This window comes from Deinococcus misasensis DSM 22328 (genome assembly GCF_000745915.1).
In the GTDB taxonomy this organism is placed as follows: domain Bacteria; phylum Deinococcota; class Deinococci; order Deinococcales; family Deinococcaceae; genus Deinococcus_C; species Deinococcus_C misasensis.
Genome location: NZ_JQKG01000015.1, coordinates 36,836 through 53,071, shown reverse-complemented (window position 1 = coordinate 53,071; position 16,236 = coordinate 36,836). Strand labels below are relative to the sequence as shown.

12 protein-coding genes are annotated in these 16,236 nt (G+C 60.1%); all 12 read left to right on the top strand.

Annotated features, from left to right (window positions below):
• The first annotated feature begins 21 nt into the window (after positions 1 to 21).
• The 12 genes from Q371_RS11555 to Q371_RS11500 all read left to right on the top strand — a co-directional run bounded on the left by Q371_RS11555 (position 22) and on the right by Q371_RS11500 (position 16,204).
• Entirely contained in the window at positions 22 to 7,086 is a 7,065-nt protein-coding gene (locus Q371_RS11555; RefSeq protein ID WP_034340629.1) for a hypothetical protein, read from the top strand.
• On the top strand, positions 7,083 to 7,496 hold the full coding sequence (locus Q371_RS11550; protein ID WP_034340626.1) for a hypothetical protein: 414 nt from the start codon (positions 7,083 to 7,085) through the stop codon (positions 7,494 to 7,496). The genes Q371_RS11555 and Q371_RS11550 overlap by 4 nt, the downstream gene beginning before the upstream one ends.
• Positions 7,493 to 7,840, top strand: a complete 348-nt coding sequence (locus Q371_RS11545; RefSeq protein ID WP_034340621.1) for a hypothetical protein — start codon at positions 7,493 to 7,495, stop codon at positions 7,838 to 7,840. Before Q371_RS11550 ends, Q371_RS11545 begins: the two co-directional genes overlap by 4 nt.
• Before the next feature lie 10 nt (positions 7,841 to 7,850).
• Entirely contained in the window at positions 7,851 to 9,959 is a 2,109-nt protein-coding gene (locus Q371_RS11540) for a hypothetical protein (protein ID WP_034340618.1), read from the top strand.
• The gene (locus Q371_RS11535; RefSeq protein ID WP_034340616.1) at positions 9,956 to 10,156 is read left to right on the top strand and encodes a hypothetical protein; all 201 of its coding nucleotides are present in this window, start codon (positions 9,956 to 9,958) and stop codon (positions 10,154 to 10,156) included. Before Q371_RS11540 ends, Q371_RS11535 begins: the two co-directional genes overlap by 4 nt.
• Positions 10,153 to 12,627 (top strand): hypothetical protein, encoded by a 2,475-nt coding sequence (locus Q371_RS11530; protein ID WP_034340615.1) that lies wholly within the window; start codon positions 10,153 to 10,155, stop codon positions 12,625 to 12,627. The genes Q371_RS11535 and Q371_RS11530 overlap by 4 nt, the downstream gene beginning before the upstream one ends.
• Positions 12,628 to 12,639: 12 nt before the next feature.
• Positions 12,640 to 14,253: a hypothetical protein gene (locus Q371_RS11525; protein ID WP_034340614.1), complete on the top strand. Its 1,614-nt coding sequence runs from the start codon at positions 12,640 to 12,642 to the stop codon at positions 14,251 to 14,253.
• A gap of 102 nt (positions 14,254 to 14,355) precedes the next feature.
• Positions 14,356 to 14,736 (top strand): phage holin family protein, encoded by a 381-nt coding sequence (locus Q371_RS11520; protein ID WP_034340613.1) that lies wholly within the window; start codon positions 14,356 to 14,358, stop codon positions 14,734 to 14,736.
• On the top strand, positions 14,723 to 15,055 hold the full coding sequence (locus Q371_RS11515) for a hypothetical protein (protein WP_034340610.1): 333 nt from the start codon (positions 14,723 to 14,725) through the stop codon (positions 15,053 to 15,055). Before Q371_RS11520 ends, Q371_RS11515 begins: the two co-directional genes overlap by 14 nt.
• Positions 15,052 to 15,342, top strand: coding sequence for a hypothetical protein (locus Q371_RS11510; protein ID WP_034340604.1), 291 nt, complete (start codon positions 15,052 to 15,054; stop codon positions 15,340 to 15,342). The genes Q371_RS11515 and Q371_RS11510 overlap by 4 nt, the downstream gene beginning before the upstream one ends.
• Complete coding sequence (locus tag Q371_RS11505) at positions 15,339 to 15,956, top strand: glycoside hydrolase family 19 protein (protein WP_034340602.1); 618 nt, start codon at positions 15,339 to 15,341, stop codon at positions 15,954 to 15,956. Before Q371_RS11510 ends, Q371_RS11505 begins: the two co-directional genes overlap by 4 nt.
• Positions 15,953 to 16,204 carry a ubiquitination-like system serine protease family protein gene (locus Q371_RS11500; protein ID WP_034340600.1) on the top strand — a complete coding sequence of 84 codons (252 nt, stop codon included), beginning with the start codon at positions 15,953 to 15,955 and terminating at the stop codon, positions 16,202 to 16,204. Before Q371_RS11505 ends, Q371_RS11500 begins: the two co-directional genes overlap by 4 nt.
• Positions 16,205 to 16,236: the final 32 nt, after the last annotated feature.

The following is a 16,236-nucleotide window of genomic DNA, read 5'->3' as shown; positions in this document are numbered from 1 at the left end:
CTAGCAAAGGAGCTGTAAGAAATGGCGACAATCAAGCACACGCAGCAACTCGACACCTCGCCATTTTTCACTGCGTTTCGCAAAATGCGGGCCGATGCCAGAACCGAGCACGGCCAGTTCATCGCCGAGTGGAATGCCCGCCAGAAGGGATTGAAGGTCGATGCGCACTTCAATGCCACGGGCCTGCAAACCTTCGCCACGGAACTGGACAAGGTGATCGTCAAAGCGCAAGCCCTGAAAACCCTGATTGAGTCCATCAAAGTGCCCCCCATCCCCCCGGGTGGCGGCGGTGGTGGTGGTGGCTCTGGGCCTTCAGTCACGGACCTGCAGAAAGCCAGGGCTTTGCTGCGTGAAATCCAGACGATCAGCAACCAGGCGAACTTCAATCCGACCGTGCAGGGCGTGACGCAACTCCGGGAAGAGTTGAAGGTGGTGCGCGATCAAGCGAAACGCCTCCAGGATGATCTGAAAGCCCAAGGGGTGCCGAAAAGCGACCCTCGGATGGTGGCCACCAGCAAGGCCCTGAAGGAAGTGCAGAAGCAGATCGATGACCTGGCAAAGAAAAAACTGGAGTTGCAGGCCAACGTCGATCCTGCGAAACGCGCCTACGAAAAATTGATGGGTGAGATCGACAAGAACAACCGGAACATCAAGAAAATCACCCTAGAGGTGGACAGCCGCAGGCTCAGCCCCGAGCAATTACGTGCTGCCGCTCAGGAGTTGGATCGACTGGTGGCCGCCAATGACCGGTTGCGCCAGAAGCTCACCGATGCCAGCAATGGCTTCAAATCCAACCAGATCACCGAGGGTTTGATTCGCGTTCAAACCGGGGCGAATCAAGCCACCGAGTCCCTGAGGAGGCTGGAGGAGCGGGCACGTCAAGCCGGGTTGAACATTGCCAGCACCATGAACCAAGCTTCGAACAGCGCCCTGCTCACCGGGTCCGCTGGAGCGGTGAGCATCTTCAAGATGGCTCAGGCTTCAGACAAAGCCACAGTCAGCCAGAGGCTGTTCAACAAGGAACTCGGGCGTCAAGGCATCGCGGCAGCGGAAGGCCAGAAGGCGATTGATCAACTGGTCAAGACCTTCAAGACCGTGCCGAGCGTGGCTGAAGAGTCCGTGAAAGTGATGCTCAGGAACGGCTTCACCTTGAACGACGCCGTGAAAACCCTCACTGCGGGTGCCGCGTCCGGTCTCGCTGCGGGCCGCACGGTCCAGAAGTCCTTCGAGGCCATTCAGAACGTTGCAGTCACCAAACTGTCCCGAGAACTGAACACCATCGGCATCTCTGGGGATGTGGGACCAGCGATGATCAAGTACGCCCGGAGCATCGGGGTCACCAAGGACGAGCTGACCAATTTGCAGCAAGCCCAAGTGATCATGAACGTGGTCCTCAAAGAAACCAAACAGGAAGTTGAGGACATCCCCGAGTTGATGCAGAGCATGGCCGGTCAGATCAGCGCTTTGACTTCAGAAGGCCTGATTTTCATTCAGAAGTTCGGGAAGACTTTCGTTCCGATGGTCACAGACATGCTGAAAGGCGCGACGAATTTCCTGAACGTGATGGAGGGCTTCAATCCGGTGCTTTTGCAGGTGGGCGCGGGGCTGTTTCTTGTCAGTACCGGGGGCATTCTGCTTGTTGGGGCTCTGGCGAAAGTCAGCGCTGGGATTTTTGCAGCCAACAAGTTGATGAACGATTACAAAATCTACATGTCCGGCATGGCAGGTCAGGCCATGTTGAACAAGTTGGCTCTGGCAGGCCCGTGGATTGCCCTCACGGGAATTGTGGCTGGGGCTGTGCTGGCCGTGAAAGGCTACATGGAGGCCACCGAGAAAATCTACGAGGATGCCGAAAAAGCCGAGAAGGCGTCCCGAGAGCGCCTGGTCGGTCAGTTCGGTGAGCAGTTCGTGGGTTTGATTGAGCAGGTGGTGGTGCTTCAGGAAGCCAAAGGTCGCATTTTGCAGGACCTTGAGGACGCTGAAGTCAGCGGGAATCAAGCTGCGGTAGCAGCAGCAAAAACCCGCCTTTCGAACGCCGACGCTTTGATTGCCAAAAAACGAGAGGAGGCACGTGCAGCCAGAGAGGCATTCCAGGCCGAAAAGGACCTGCAACTCAGCTTGGAGAACCGCAAGGCCATCGATGAGTCCCTGAGTCAACGTGAAGCGGAACTGAACCTCGATGTGAAAACCGATTTCGGGAAGCAAGCCGGGAAAATCGCTCTGGAATTCCAGTCGATGCTGGACGAGGTGCGCCAGAAAATCCCGGACCCCACCATCCGCATTGAGTTGGAAACCCGAATTGACCGGGTGAGGCAGCAGGCATTGGATCAACTGGTGGCTGAGCAACTGAAATCCACCGAGCAGGATTTGCGTCAGGCGGAACAGAGCATTCAGGATCGCCGGATTGCCCTGACTCAGGATGGTCGCACGAAAGTGATGCTGGAGCAGGCCAAAACCTTCAATGAAATTTCCAGCAAGTACGATGAACAGCTTGCCGAACTGCAGAAGAAGGCCAGCGAAGCGCCTGACGTTGGCACACGTCAGAAATTCGCAGTTGAAATCCAGAAGTTGACCCTCCTGAAGGCCGATGAACTGAAGACCTTCACCGAGCAGGGCATGCGTGCCATCGCAGAGTACGACCTGCAAACCGAACGGCAACTCCTTGCTGGTGCAGTGTCTGCCCTCGGGGCACGCCGGAGCAGTTTGGATGCTGCGGTGGCCAGTCTGGAGGCTTTCAGGGACAAGGAGATCGAGCTGTACGGCCAGAGCGGGGATGCCCGTTTGCGGATTGAGGGCCGTTACAGCCAGCAGATTTTGAATTTGCGTCTGGCGGCCATCAGGGTGCAGCGGGATCAGGAGTTGCTTTCCGCTCAGGGTGCCTTGGAGCAGGAGTTGCGGGACGCCCAGAGCCTCGGGGCCAGAAAAGGGGAAGCGGAAGCTCAAGCCCGGTTCCGTTTCCAGCAGGAGAAGCAACGCATCGAGTTGGCGAGCAGCACCCAGGTGGAGCAGGCCCGTTTGGGTGCCATCCGCAGGGAGCAGGAGGCTCGGGTGGCGGCTTTGCAGGACGTGCTGGGCCGTGAGCTTCGCAACTTGAAGGATTTGACGGGCGCAGAGTTGACCAGTCTGGAGGCCCGTTTGCGGGCCCGTCGAGCTGCTGCAAGCACCCCCGGTGAGATCAAGGCCCTTGAGGACGCTTTGCGTCAGGTGGGGCAAGTGCGGCTCGACAACGTGCTGGGTTTGAAGTCGGCTTTGCGTGAAGCCAGGGATTTCAGTCGGGACCTTGGGGCTGAACTCAGCAAGAACCTGCTCACCGGGTCAGACCGGGCCAGAGCGGAAGCGGATGGTCCTTTCGAGTCGCAACTGAAGAACATCCAGAAGCAAAAAGAGTCCCTTTCGAAAGCCCTTGCTCGGGTTCCGGAAGGGGCGGTTTCCACGGTGGTGCTCGAGCAGTACCGGGCCCAGTTGACGTCTTTGAACACTTTGGAGCTTGAGGTGCTCTCCCAGAGGCACACGGCCCGTTTGCGTGCCGAATCGGAGTACCAGGGTCGGGTGTCCGAGACGGTTCAAGGAAGGCTGCAGGGTGAGGCGCGTCTCGCTGAGGCGCAAGGTCAGGTGCTCACTGCCCGGCGTCTGGAGTTGCAGGCCAGTGAGGAGCAGGTCCGCAACCTGGAAAGTGCCTTGCAGACTGCATTGTCCACCAACCAACAAGGGGTGGACTTGGCGGCTCTGGAGAACAACTTGCTGTCGGCGAGAACCGAGCTGTACAGCAAACAGCAGGCCCTTCAGCAGGCGATTTTCGAGGACCGTCAGGCCAGCATGCAGTACGACATCGACACCGCTCAGGCCCTGCTGGACTTGCAACGCCAGCAGGCGGAGGGGTCCGAGGGTCAACTGCGCGTGTTGCGTGCAGAGGTGCAGATCGCTGAGCAGAAACTGCTGCTGGCCCGTGAAACCCAGAGGAATGCCCTGCAAAGCCCGTCCGGGAACACCCAGCAGGTGCGGGATGCGAACCTCGGGGTGCTGAAAGCGGAAAGTGAACTGCTGTCCCGCAAGAAAGCCCTGCAGGATGGTTTCGTGCAGTCCCGCAGGGATGAGTTGAGTGGAGGGCTGGTGCTGCTGGAAGCGGAAGCCTCTGCCTTGGCTGCCCGAGCGAGAAGCGACCGTGAAACCGTTGAAGCCAAAACCAGAAAGGTGGCTCTGGCCCAGCAGGAGCTGCTGGACAGCCAGGAGCTCTTGGATTTGATGGTCAAAGGTGGATCGAGTGCCGCGGACGTGAACAAGCAGCAGGCCGAAGTGATCGGCAAGCAAACCGCCCTGTATGAAGCCCAGAGGGATGAGTTGAATGCCATCATCGAACTGGAACGCAACCGCCTGCGGGAAGGCTTGACGTTGCAGGCTGCCTTGGTGGCCAGTCAGGTGGCCCGCGCGAAAAGCGATCAGGATGTCCTCGGTGCCAAGGAAGCCCAGGTGGATCTTGCCCGGGCTGAACTCACCGCTGAGGAAGGCATCCTCGCCGCCATGCTGAAAAACGGGGCTTCCGCTCGGGACCTTGAGAGCCAGCGTGCCACCATCGTGCAGAAACGCACCGCTCTGGAGTCCGCGCAGCAGGATGCCTCCAAAACCCTGCTGGACCAGCAGCTCGCAGCGTTGACCCGGGGCTTTGATGTGCAGGAAGCCTCCTTGAAGCTCAGTGAAAGCCAGTCCCGCACGGACGGCGAAGCCCTGCAGGTGAAACAAAAGCAGGTGCTTTTCGCTGAACGTGAACTGGCCGCTGCGAGGGCAGCGTTCAACCTGCTGCAACAGAACGGCGCAACGAGCGTCGAACTGGACCGCCAGAGGGTGGAGGTGCTGTCGAAAGAGCAGCAGTTGAATCAAGCCCGGTCGCAGGAACTCGCAGCCCGGATCCAGAGTGAACGGGGTGCCTTGCAAGGCACTCTGGCACTGCTTTCCGCCCAGGTGCAGGCCCAGAATGCGCGCGCGGTGACGGAACAGCAGGTGCTGGCTTCCCGGCAAGCCCAGGTTGGACTGGCTGAGCAGGAATTGGTGGCGGCTGAAGGGGTGCTGGCGTTCATGGAACGGCAAGGGGCGTCCTCGAAGGACATTGAGCAGCAGAAAATCGAGGTGATCGGCAAGCAAACCGCCCTGTATGAAGCCCAGAAGAACCTGCTGCAAAGCACCCTCGGGGTGAAGCGTGAGCAGTTGCGTGCCGAGTTGGATCTCGCTGCGGCCCTCCTCAACCGGAGTGCTGCATCAGACCGCTCGGACGGCAATGCCTTGCAGGTGCAGGAGGGGCGGGTTCAGCTCGCTGAGCGTGAACTGGCCGTCTCCAGAGAAACCTTGAATTCCGTGCTTCAAACTGGTGCGAGCAGTCAGGATGTGCTGCAGGCCCGCCTTCAGGTGGTGAATGCCGAAACGAACCTGCTGACCGCCCGGAATGAACTTGAAGACCAGGTGCGTCAACGGGAACAGGACCGCTTCAAGGCCAGCGTCGCCTTGCAGAACAGCAACTTGGATTTGCTGGAACGGCAAGCGGACAGCGAGCAGGCCTTACTCAGGGTCAAGGGGCTCCGCATTCAGGGGGTGCTGCAAGAAATTCAATTCCAGGACCGTGAAATCCTGCTGGCGAAAGCCCGAGGGGACAGCGAAGCCAGCATCAACCAGCTGGTCACGGAACGGAACGGCCTGTACGGGCAGCTTCTGGACCGTCAAGGTGAGTTGTTTGACCTCGGGGTGGAGTTGAACCTCCTGCAGGTCGAAGCCAGAAATGCCGCAATTGCTGGCCTCGCCCAGTTGTCCGGTCTGGCAGATGACGGGGTGGCGAATGCTTACCTTGATGTGCTGGAAGCCGGTGAGCAGGTCAGCCGGATCCAGAAGGATTTGCAGAAGCAGGATTTGACTTTCCTGCAACGCAAACGCCTCCAAGTGGACCTCGCCAAAGCCCAGACCGCTGAGCTGCAAAAGCAAGAGCAGCTGCAAAAAGCCCTTGAGGAGCGTGAAAACCTCCGCATTGCCCTGCAAGGCAAAATGCGGGACTTGCAGAACGCAGCCGGGGTGCCCCTCGAAGGGGTGGAGCTCGCCACCCGCAATTTGATGCAGGCGGAAAGCGAACTGGCTCTGGTGTCCGCGCAGACCGCCCCTCTGCTGGAGAAAGTCAGGTCGGGCATCGGTCTGACCGCACAGGAAGCACAGGAAGCCTCCGGGAAGATGGACGGTTTGATTCAGGCCATCAACCGCAAACGGGAAGCCCTGAAAGGGGTCGCTGATGCCCAGAAGGCCGCTTTCACCGGGAACAGCAACCTGCTCAGTGCGATCAGCGAGGCCCGCAAAGCCTTCCAGGGAGGTGAACTCACCGACAGTCAACTGCGGGATGAAACCCGAGTGGCTGAAGGCAGACTGCAAGCCGCCCTGACGTTCCTCAAGGCAGCCCAGCAAACCGGCAGCCCTCAGGAGCAAGCCGATGCCCTCCAGGCGCTCACCAAAGCCAAGCAGGAATACGACCAGGTGCTCTCCCAGGCCGATGAACGCGGCCTCGGGGTCAGCAAGGACGTGAACCTGCTCGTGAACGCCCAGGTGGCCGTGGAAAGCGTGGCGAAAAGCAGCGACCAGTTCCGCTTCAACATCAACGACGCGGCCAGCAGGCTCGCGCAAGTGCAATCGCTCGCTGAAGCGTTCACCTTCGAAATCCCAGCAGAGAACGCCGTCACCATCCGAGATTCCCTGTCTGACATTCAGGGCATCATCGACTCCCTCAAGGACAAAGACCCCCTCAGTTCGTTCTTTGAGGCCCTGCCGGACCGCCTCTCTGAACTGACTGCCGGAATTGAAGTGGCCGTCCGGACCGGAATGGAACGGGGCCTCGCCAACCTGAAAGTCCCAGAGGTGACCGGCGTGAAACCCGTCCCGGTCGCTGAAGGCACCACCCGGGTCTCTCAGGTCATCAACACCGAAATCCACGTGGGGGACGTGAACATCCACGCTTACGAAGTGAACGACCCTGAGAAGCTCGCCCAGATGGCGGCCAGCAGAACCCTCGACCTCATCAAATCTGGCATGGCCAGAGAAGAAACCCTGAAAGGAAACCCATGAGCCGTCTGCCTCTGGTGCTCGACATCAACGGGGTGACCTTATCGAGCCCCCCAGCCGTGCACAAGAAGCCCGTGAATGCCCAGAAAGTCAAAGAGGTCAATGAGGTCTCCACGCTCGATGGGCTGCGGGTGACGCGCGTCGCACCCACCCGGGTGTGGCGCATCACCATCGAACTGCCAGAGGACGCACCCCTCTGGCCCGCTGAGCACCAGCAACTGAAAACCTTGGAGGTCGGGGACGTGATCACCCTCAGGGAGAATTACACCGAACCGACCCTGACCGTCTGGCAGAACTGCGTGGTGGCCGAGAACCCTTCGTTCCCACGCAAACTGATGGACCCGAACACCACCGGGCCGAAAGCCGACGTTTACGGCCTGAAGCTCGTCTTGCAGTACCAGGAGGACGCATGAGCAAAGAACTCACTTGGACGAAGCCCGACGACACCCCAGCAGGGGACACCACCAACCTCGGGGATGTGGATGTCGGCACCACCACCCCGGCTTTCACTTTGTGGTTGAAGAACACCGGCACGGAAACCGTGAGCAGTGTGCGGTTGCGGCTCAACCAGAGCAGCATGGCCGATGGGGGCCTGATCGGATCGGTGTCCGGGATCCCCCTCACCGACGATTTCACGGAATTCGCTGCGACCCTCGACCCTGGGAGTCACATCACCGTGGATTTGCAGTGGACGGTCCCTCCGGACGCCGTGCCGCTCTCCATGGACAATGCCTACGTTGAAGCCAAGTTCCGTTAAGGGGGGCTGAATGCCGTTCATCCTGATCAACGGTGATTACCATCTGGCGCACACGGTGCTGGCGAGCAGCTCTTACGGCGTCCGGCATGAAGTGCAGGTCAGCAGCAGCACCCTCAGTCGGCATGAAGTGAAAGCCAGCACCAGCATCCGCTTGCAGCACGAAGTGCAGGCGAGCACCATGCCCGAGCTGGACCTCAGTCACCTGGTGGTGGCCCGGGTCAGGCCTGAGTTGACTGCGGTGCATGAAGTGCGGGCCTGCACCAGCCCGAGCGATTACCTCTCCCGGCATGAAGTGCGGGCGTCCTCTCCCGCTGGCCACGGCGCAGTCCGGTCCGGGGTGGCGGAATCCTGGGCGTTCACGCAGCATTCCAGTGTGCTGGGCGACAAACTGAAAAGCTGGACGTACAGCAGGCCCGATGGCCTCGGGGTGAGTTTGCAGTGCACGTTCGATGGGCTGCACGCATCGATGTCGGACAGTTTGCAGCGCATCACGGTGGTGGCCACCAACAAAGCCAACAGGCAACGGTTGAGTTTCACCACGGAACGCCTGCAGGGGAACGGGGCGTCCAGCACCCGAACCACCCGTTCAGGGTCGGACACGCAATTGAACTTCAGTTCACCCATCCAGAAGAAGCTCGGCGCGCCCCTGCCGGAGCTCATCCCGTGGGCCGGAATGCCCGAGGAGGGCCGCTCTGGGGCGTCCTGCTCGCAGAGAAAAGCCCTCAGGAAACGCAAGCCTGTCCGGGCGTTGCTGCAGGAAGCCATTCAAGCTGCGGACCTGCAGGTGCGCTTTTTGCCCGGCTCGTTTGCCAGTGCTTTCAGTGGTGAAATCATCCAAGGCACCAGCAGCGATTACAGCACGTTCGGGAAGACCTTGCAGCAGGTGCTGAATGACTTTTACGGCAAGCTCGGGGCGACTTTCGCCACCCTCGACAATGACACCCTGCTGGTCATCGCGCCGGGCGGAAACAAGGGGTCCGCTGGAATATCCTCCTCCACTTTGCGCAGGTACTGCGAGGAAACGTCCAGCAACACCCCTTACCGGGAGAAACTCGGGTTCCTGAAACTCACCGGGATGCCCGAGGAGGCAAATTTTGCTTCTTTTGATTTGTCTGGTGACCCGGATCAGGCCGCGAAGGAATTCGAGCTCAGCAAGAATTACATAGACCGCAGTGAGACGTCCACCCCTGGGGGGACCACGTACAGCAGCGTCCAGAAAGAGGGCGGGAAGGTGGTGCGGGAAGGAACCGTGGTGATCAGCACCGTGACGGTGAAGGCCCCTGAAGGGAAGAAGCTGCCGGACCGGGTGTTCACTCGGGTTCCGATCAGCGAAACCAACACCTACAAGCGGTACTCCAGCACCTGCGAAGGTCAACTGACCAGCACGTACCAGAAGCACCGCGAGTGGGCTTACCCGTTCAATGCGCAGCTCCAGCAGGCCATTTTGAGCATTCCGGGCTACCAGTTCGGGACTTCTGCGGGGCAACTTTTGTCGGAGAGCACCACGCAAGTGCTGTACGAGTGGAGCCCTCAAGGGTGGTTGAAGCGCAGGGTGACCCTCACCACCAAAACAGGCAGCCTTGCCGTCGAGAACATGGGCACGGTCAATGAGCAGTTCACCACTGGTTTGAGGGTGAACACCGTCACCGAGGAGACCTGGTTGCCGATCGGGAATGGCCAGTGGATTTACAAGACCACCACCAGCGGCGACCAGCTCGTCCCGGTGTTCGACAAGACCGGGAAAAGCTGGGTGGGCGTCGAGAAGAAAAGCGGGGTGATCAGCAGCCAGTCTGAAACCACCGACAACGCCCCGGACTCCAGCAGTTGCCAGTGCGACGAGGACACCATCCTGATTCCCAGAGAGCACGAGCATGTGGACCCTTACGGGTCGGGCAGGCAGGAGGAGGATTTCCCGACCGAAACGAACCTTGAGGGCCTCGCCAGTTACATCCTGGAGAACAGCAAGGTCCGCAAGACCCGCGAGTGGAAGGTGTGCTTGCCGATCCCTGTTGCTTACCGGGAGGTGATCGACGGGTACACCATCACTGGAATTCAGGCCAGCATGCAGTCCGCTGCGGGCTTCAGCATGACCATCACCGGGGAGGTGATTCTGCCGTGAACGACAACACCATCGAGGCGCACGTGCTGTACCCGACCCTGGGAGGGGTGATGTGCGCAAGGCTGCGGATCCTGAACGGGGCACGCACCGAAGAGCGCATGGTTGCCCGGGTGCAGGGGTACAGTTTCCCCCCTCGGGGCCAGAGGGTCACCCTCCAGAAAGATCCCCTCACCGGTGAATGGGTGGTGGGCGCATGAAAGAGTACTCCTGGACGGAAATCTGGGAGTACCTGGCTGGCATCAAACGAAAACACCAGAAGACCGAAACGGTGCCGGTGCAGGAAGCGTGGGGGGTGGTGCTGTTCACCACTCCGACGTTCGTGCAGGTCCGCTTGGATTCCAGTGAAATCGTGAATGTCCCAGCGAGGTACCTGCAGAACCCGAGGCCAAAAACCCGCGTTAGGCTCACCCCGACCCTTGAAGGGCAGCGGATGCACTTCCAGGCGCAGCCCCACAGGCGAGTGAACACCTACCGGGTGGAGCACGTCGGGATTCCCACCGACCTGGCTTTCCAGGGACCGCAGCGCTTCACGGACCTCTGGCAACCGAAACTGAACCGCTTGCACCTGAATGCCCCGGCTTTCAGCGCAACCCTGCTTCCGCAGGAGCACAGCGAGCATTCCCCGAGGCATTCAGAGCCCCTCGATGACCTCGGGGTCAGGCACCAGCATTACCTGTCGTTCGGGAATTCCTCGGCATGGCAGAAAATCGACCACCAGACCCGCACGGCCTTCCGGCCAGAGTATTCCAGTGGGGCTTACACCATCCACCATTACGTGCCTGACGTGAACCGCACCTACCAGCTCGGGCTGCACCTGGAGTCGAACCTGTACCACCTGCCGCCCCCGGTTGGCACCCGCACCCTCGCGCAGTACCTGCAGGGCTACCCGAAAATCACCACTGAAACGGTGTTCGTTGACAGCCAGGCGTACTTTCACCTCGGGGAAGGAGGTGCCAGGTCCGGTGAGCGCATCGTTTACACCACCCAAGGCACGCGGGTGGATTACGAGACAGGCACCGAAACCCTGGAGTCACTGACCACCAGCACCGACGTGAGCGTGTGGCAGGAAGCCACCCTGTACATCGAAACCTGGCGTTACTTGGACCCACCGTTGACTTTCCCGAGGCGCGCAGAGAAGTACCGTCAGCCTGCAGGGAAGCTGCGCATTGTGATGGTGTACATGCCGAGCTGGAACTGGCAGACAGGTCGCTTCGAGCCTTACCCCGACTTCGCGCGCTGGGAGGCGTACTGCCCGATCACGGACGGATGGTGGCCGGTCACCAACTTGGTGCTGCTCTCGGAATTCATGCCGGAATCCCTCGGGCGGCTCTCGCCGGGCGGGGTGTTCTACGAGGAGGAAGACTGGACGGAGCCCGTGCCGAGCTGCAACCCCATCACCGGTGAATTCCCGGACGTTCCGGGCGGCAATGAGAGGAGAGGCCCGGAGTTCGACAATGCCGTGCTGGTCTCCATGCCGAACGGGAACACCCCCCCTGCCCCCCTGCCCCCGATGGACCACCGGCCTTTTTTCACCAGCCCGAACCTCGGGGGGTTTTTCAGTGTGCATGACGCTGAAACCTACTACGGTTACGGTGAGCGCCTGTTCGCGGACAGCCACGTGAAAGTGAATGGCCAACCGGTCACCGGAATGTGGCTTTACTGGGCTGCCCTCAGGGACGTGCAGGAAGGGAAACCAGACAGGCAAACATTGATTTTGTGCAGCACCACACACGTGCAAATCCACCTGCACCTTGAAAGCACCCTCACCCTCACCTGGCCGGAATTCTTCAGGCAGATGGGCCTCCCTGAAGACCTGGAGTTCAAAGCGGCCACCAGCCCTTACGCCCACCACAGCTTCCCACTGGACCGCTGCCACATCGCAGCAGAACACCCAGCCGGAAAGTACATCATCGGCCTGTCTCACCTTGACGCATGGCGCGACCTCGGGGCAGCAGAGTGGCAAGAGCAAGACCTCAGCCGCCCAAAAAGCCGCCTGGATTACCGCACTTACCTGCAGGAAGGCGGAAGTGTACCCACCACCCGCACGGGACTGGTGGTGTCCGATGTGATCCCTGTGCCTGAAATTCCGGACGCCACCAAGCCCGGGTACAGCCCAGTCGGTTCCACCTTCGAGCCTTTGGGTTTCAAAGCCATTGAGTTCCGCATGCTGCCCGTTCCCAGAGGGGAAACCCCCGCTCGGACGGTGCAATCGGTGGAAATCATGGATTTCGTGGGCACCGCACAGCAGAAAGCCGAAGCGGAAGCTGCAGCCCTTGAAGCCCTCCAGAAGAAAATGGATTTGCCGCTCGGCTGGGAAAGCCAAGACGAGCAGAACGACCAGACGTACATCTCAGGGGGGAAATTTAGGCTCACCTTCGAACCCATCCCCGTGCAGGGCAGCACCGTGATCCAACTGCACGGCCGGGCAAAAGGCGACCTCACCGGACTGAAAACCCCCGCAAGTCCGCAACCCGAGTGCTTCTGGCTCGGGCGTGGCCTAAAGCCGACCATCGAAGGTCAGGAGGTTCCAGCGAGGGGCTGGCGGCCCTTCAGTCTGGTGATTCAGACGAGCATCCAACCCATGGACGGCCTGACCCTCACCTTGCAGCTCGAAAACGGCCTTCAGGTCAGCCAGCTCGTGTGGTGCGTGACCAGCGTCAAAACTTGAGAAAGGACCCGCATGACCAACCTGCACCTGCCCGCCCCGTTCATCGTGGCGGGCTCCATCATGGAATTCCCAATCCCAGAGAACCTCTTGCCGTTCACCATCACCCAGGTGATCGGCGGAGACATCCAGAAGAACGGCATGTTCATCAACCTCCCAGGGGACTTGCCGATCACCTTTGAGGCGGGGGAACTGCTGAAAGTCATTCCGTTCAGCGGCACCCCCATGCAGGTGATTGGCCACAAAGCCGACTACCTGACACCTGTCAGCCTGCTGTCCCTGCTCAATGAGGATGGGGAGGTGCAGCCGTCTGAATCTGGCGGCAAAGTCACCTTCGCAGTCCCGGAACTGCTGACCGGCAAGCTGCGCATGCCTGACGGCACCCCTGCCTTTTACGGCCTGCGCAGCAACCCGGCAGGTGAACTCGTCCCTTACCCCCTCGCCCCAGTCGGCCTGTACGACTCTGGCGGCTTCCTGACTGCCCCGAGTGGCCTGAACGAAGACCAGGCACCCGGATCTTGGGGGCTCAGATCCGATCAGTTCACCACGGCAGATCAGGACGTTCTGTACGGAGGGACGATCAGCCGTTTCGGCACCTTCCGCATGGACACTTCCCACCAGGCGAACAGCGAATGGTACGTGGAATTCATGAACCGCACCGACCTGATCTTCGAGAAGATCGCCGTGTGGTTCAACTGCAGCAACGACCCCACCAAAACCGCCCTGTTCGAACTGGCCATCATGGACGGGGCGACGGTGGTGTCTGCCTGCAGCGTGGATGTCGGCAACATCGCCAACAACACCCACTCGCAAATCGACTTCGATTTCCCGGGCCTTCCGGTGTTCCCGAAAGATGCCCAACTCCGCCTGAAACGCATCTCTGGAGACATTCAGGTGATCCCGAGTTTCTACAGTTACGGCGGGATTTTGCAAGACCGGAACCTGATCACCGACACGCTGGTCAGGAACGCTGCCGGAGTGGTGTACACCGCCCCTTACGCCCCTGCCGGGATCAGTTTGCCGATGGCCTTCAAGAACATCGGGGACCGCATCGAACCGGAAGCCGTGACTGTCAATCAAGCCGGCACTTACGACGTGTCCGGCATGCACCTCACCCGGCTGGATGTGCCGACCAGCAACCCGGTTGGAGGGGTGGTCACGCAGCACTGCATCATCGAACTGACCGCCCTGCCCCACCTGCACCCGGACGTCTTGGAAGGAATTGCTTTCGGGGTGCAGCAAAACCGCATGCAAACAGGGGCCCGGACTTTCTTCGGGCTCCTCAGGGACCACACTGGAACCCTGAAACTCCAGACAGGCATCGGCGCAGGCAACCAGACGCCCACCGGTGACCTCGGGGCTCTGGAGACCGGAGTGAAGTACCGCTTCGAATTCACCCTCACCTCCAACGCAGTGCAAAGCACCCTGACCTTGGGAGGGGTGTGGCGTTCCAGCGACGGCCAGCAGATGGCCAGCCAGAGCACCCACACGTTCTCACCATCCGAAAACCCACTGTTCGCCCTGCTCGCCGGGGGGGAAGGAGGACTGCTGATCCGCAAGGAACTCGACCTGGCAAGGCCTTTGCCTGTGCGAATTCACCGCTGGGTCGAATGGAGAACCACCCCGTAAACAAAAAACCCGAGAGGCGTCATCTCTCGGGGGCTCGTGCAACCCCCATTGTCTCCCAGTGGGGGTTGCATGCTGGTTGCTCGTGCGCAGAAAGGACGGCGTATGCCTGAAAACTCCCTCAACGCCCTGCCGCTGTGGCATTACCTGACGGCCTTTGCAGTGCTCGGGCTTTTCGCTCGACTGGCAAGCCTCCAATTTGCACGCCACCAACCCAAGTGGCGGGTGCTGATCGCAGATTGCTGGCTTTCCGCCCTCTTCGCCGTCATTTTCGGTTGGATGTGCCTGGAATCCGGACTGGGTGTCCCCTGGGCTTTGCTGGTGTCCACCATCACCGGTTACTTCGGGGCCCGTGCCACCATCAAAAAGCACGGTCCGAAAGTGGACGCCGTGATCGGCAAAGTCATCGACGCCACCACCGGAATCCTCGGGGCCCTCAAGCCCACCCCTGAAAAGAAAGCAGGTGAGGACAATGACATTCCATGACTGGCTTTTCACCCTGGGCATTTATCTCACGGAAACACCCCTCGGGCAGGACTCCTGGCTGTGGGTGCTGGTGCTGCATTTGATGTTCGCCATTGCATTTTTCATGACGGGCGTGCGGTACCTCAGGGAATCCACGCTGCTCGTCACCATCAACTGGCTGGTGGCCTTCATTGCCGTCTTGCTGATGGTCACCACTTTCGTCAGGACTGCCCCGAGTCTCACTTGGGGTTTCCTGCTGCTTTACGTGTCGGTGATCCTGTCGCACTTCGTTCCACCTGTGCGCAGGCTCCTGATGAAATCCAGAGGAGGAGGAGCATGAAACGTTTCCTGCTGGCCTTTGCCTTGCTGGTGTTGCCGATGGCCCGCGCGGAGTGGATTCCCACGTCCGGCGTGGCCTACAACGTCAGCGAAGTGCAACGCAAAATCTACACTTTGCAGCACGGGGAGCTGTACTGCACGTTCAGCACGGTCTACCAGATCCATGGCCGCCCGGTTGGTCGGGCGGTGTTCTGGGCTGAGCTTCGCCCCGGCCTGAAACTCCAGATGAAACTGGAACGGGTCGCCGGGGTGCTCGCCGTGCGCCGAATCAACCTGGTGAAACCATGAAACCCATCACTGCAAAGCTGGTGCTCGCCCTGAACCCCAAGATTCCCAGAGCGACCGCTGAAGTCACCGCTGAGAAACTGGAGAAGGCCTGCGATCAATTCGGCATCAACACGCCCCTCCGGAAAGCCCACTTCCTCGGGCAACTCACCGCTGAGTCCGGACTGGTGCCCAAAGAGGAAGTGCTGTACTACAGTGCGAAACGCATGACTGAAGTGTGGCCTTTGCGCTTCCCGACCGTGGAATCCGCCCGCCCTTACGCCATGAACCCCCAGAGGCTCGCCAACAAAGTCTACTCGGGCCGCATGGGGAACGGCGATGAAGCGTCCGGCGATGGGTACCGCTACCGGGGCATGGGCATGATCCAACTCACCGGGAAAAGCAACTACAAAACCTACGGCCAGATGACCGGCTTCAACCTGCTCCAAAACCCGGACTTGCTCCTGCAAATTGGAGTGAGCGCTCTGGTGGCTGCCGCTTACTGGAAGGCCCGCAATTTGAATGAAGCTGCCGACCGGAATGACATTTACAGCGTCACCCGAGGGGTGAACGGTGGTCACCACGGCATTGAGACCCGCAAGTGGGCTTTCAATGTGGCTTACCAGAGTCTGAAATGAAATTCCAGTCCCTCAAAAGCAAAGTGGTCAGATCGGATCGGCTGCGCGCAGCCCTGCCCGGCGACATCCTGATCCGATCCGATGGCCAACGGTTGATTTGCTGCCCGGTCTGCCTGAATTACAGCAGCATCCAGCAGCACCTGACCGGACCCGACCCCGCACCCACCTTGAGCCCTTCGGTGATTTGCGGGCACCAGAACTGCAAGGCGCACTTCTTCGTTCAGGAAGGGCACATCCAGCCCTGCTGACCCTCGGGAAACCTGTGGTTTTCAGTCCAGAG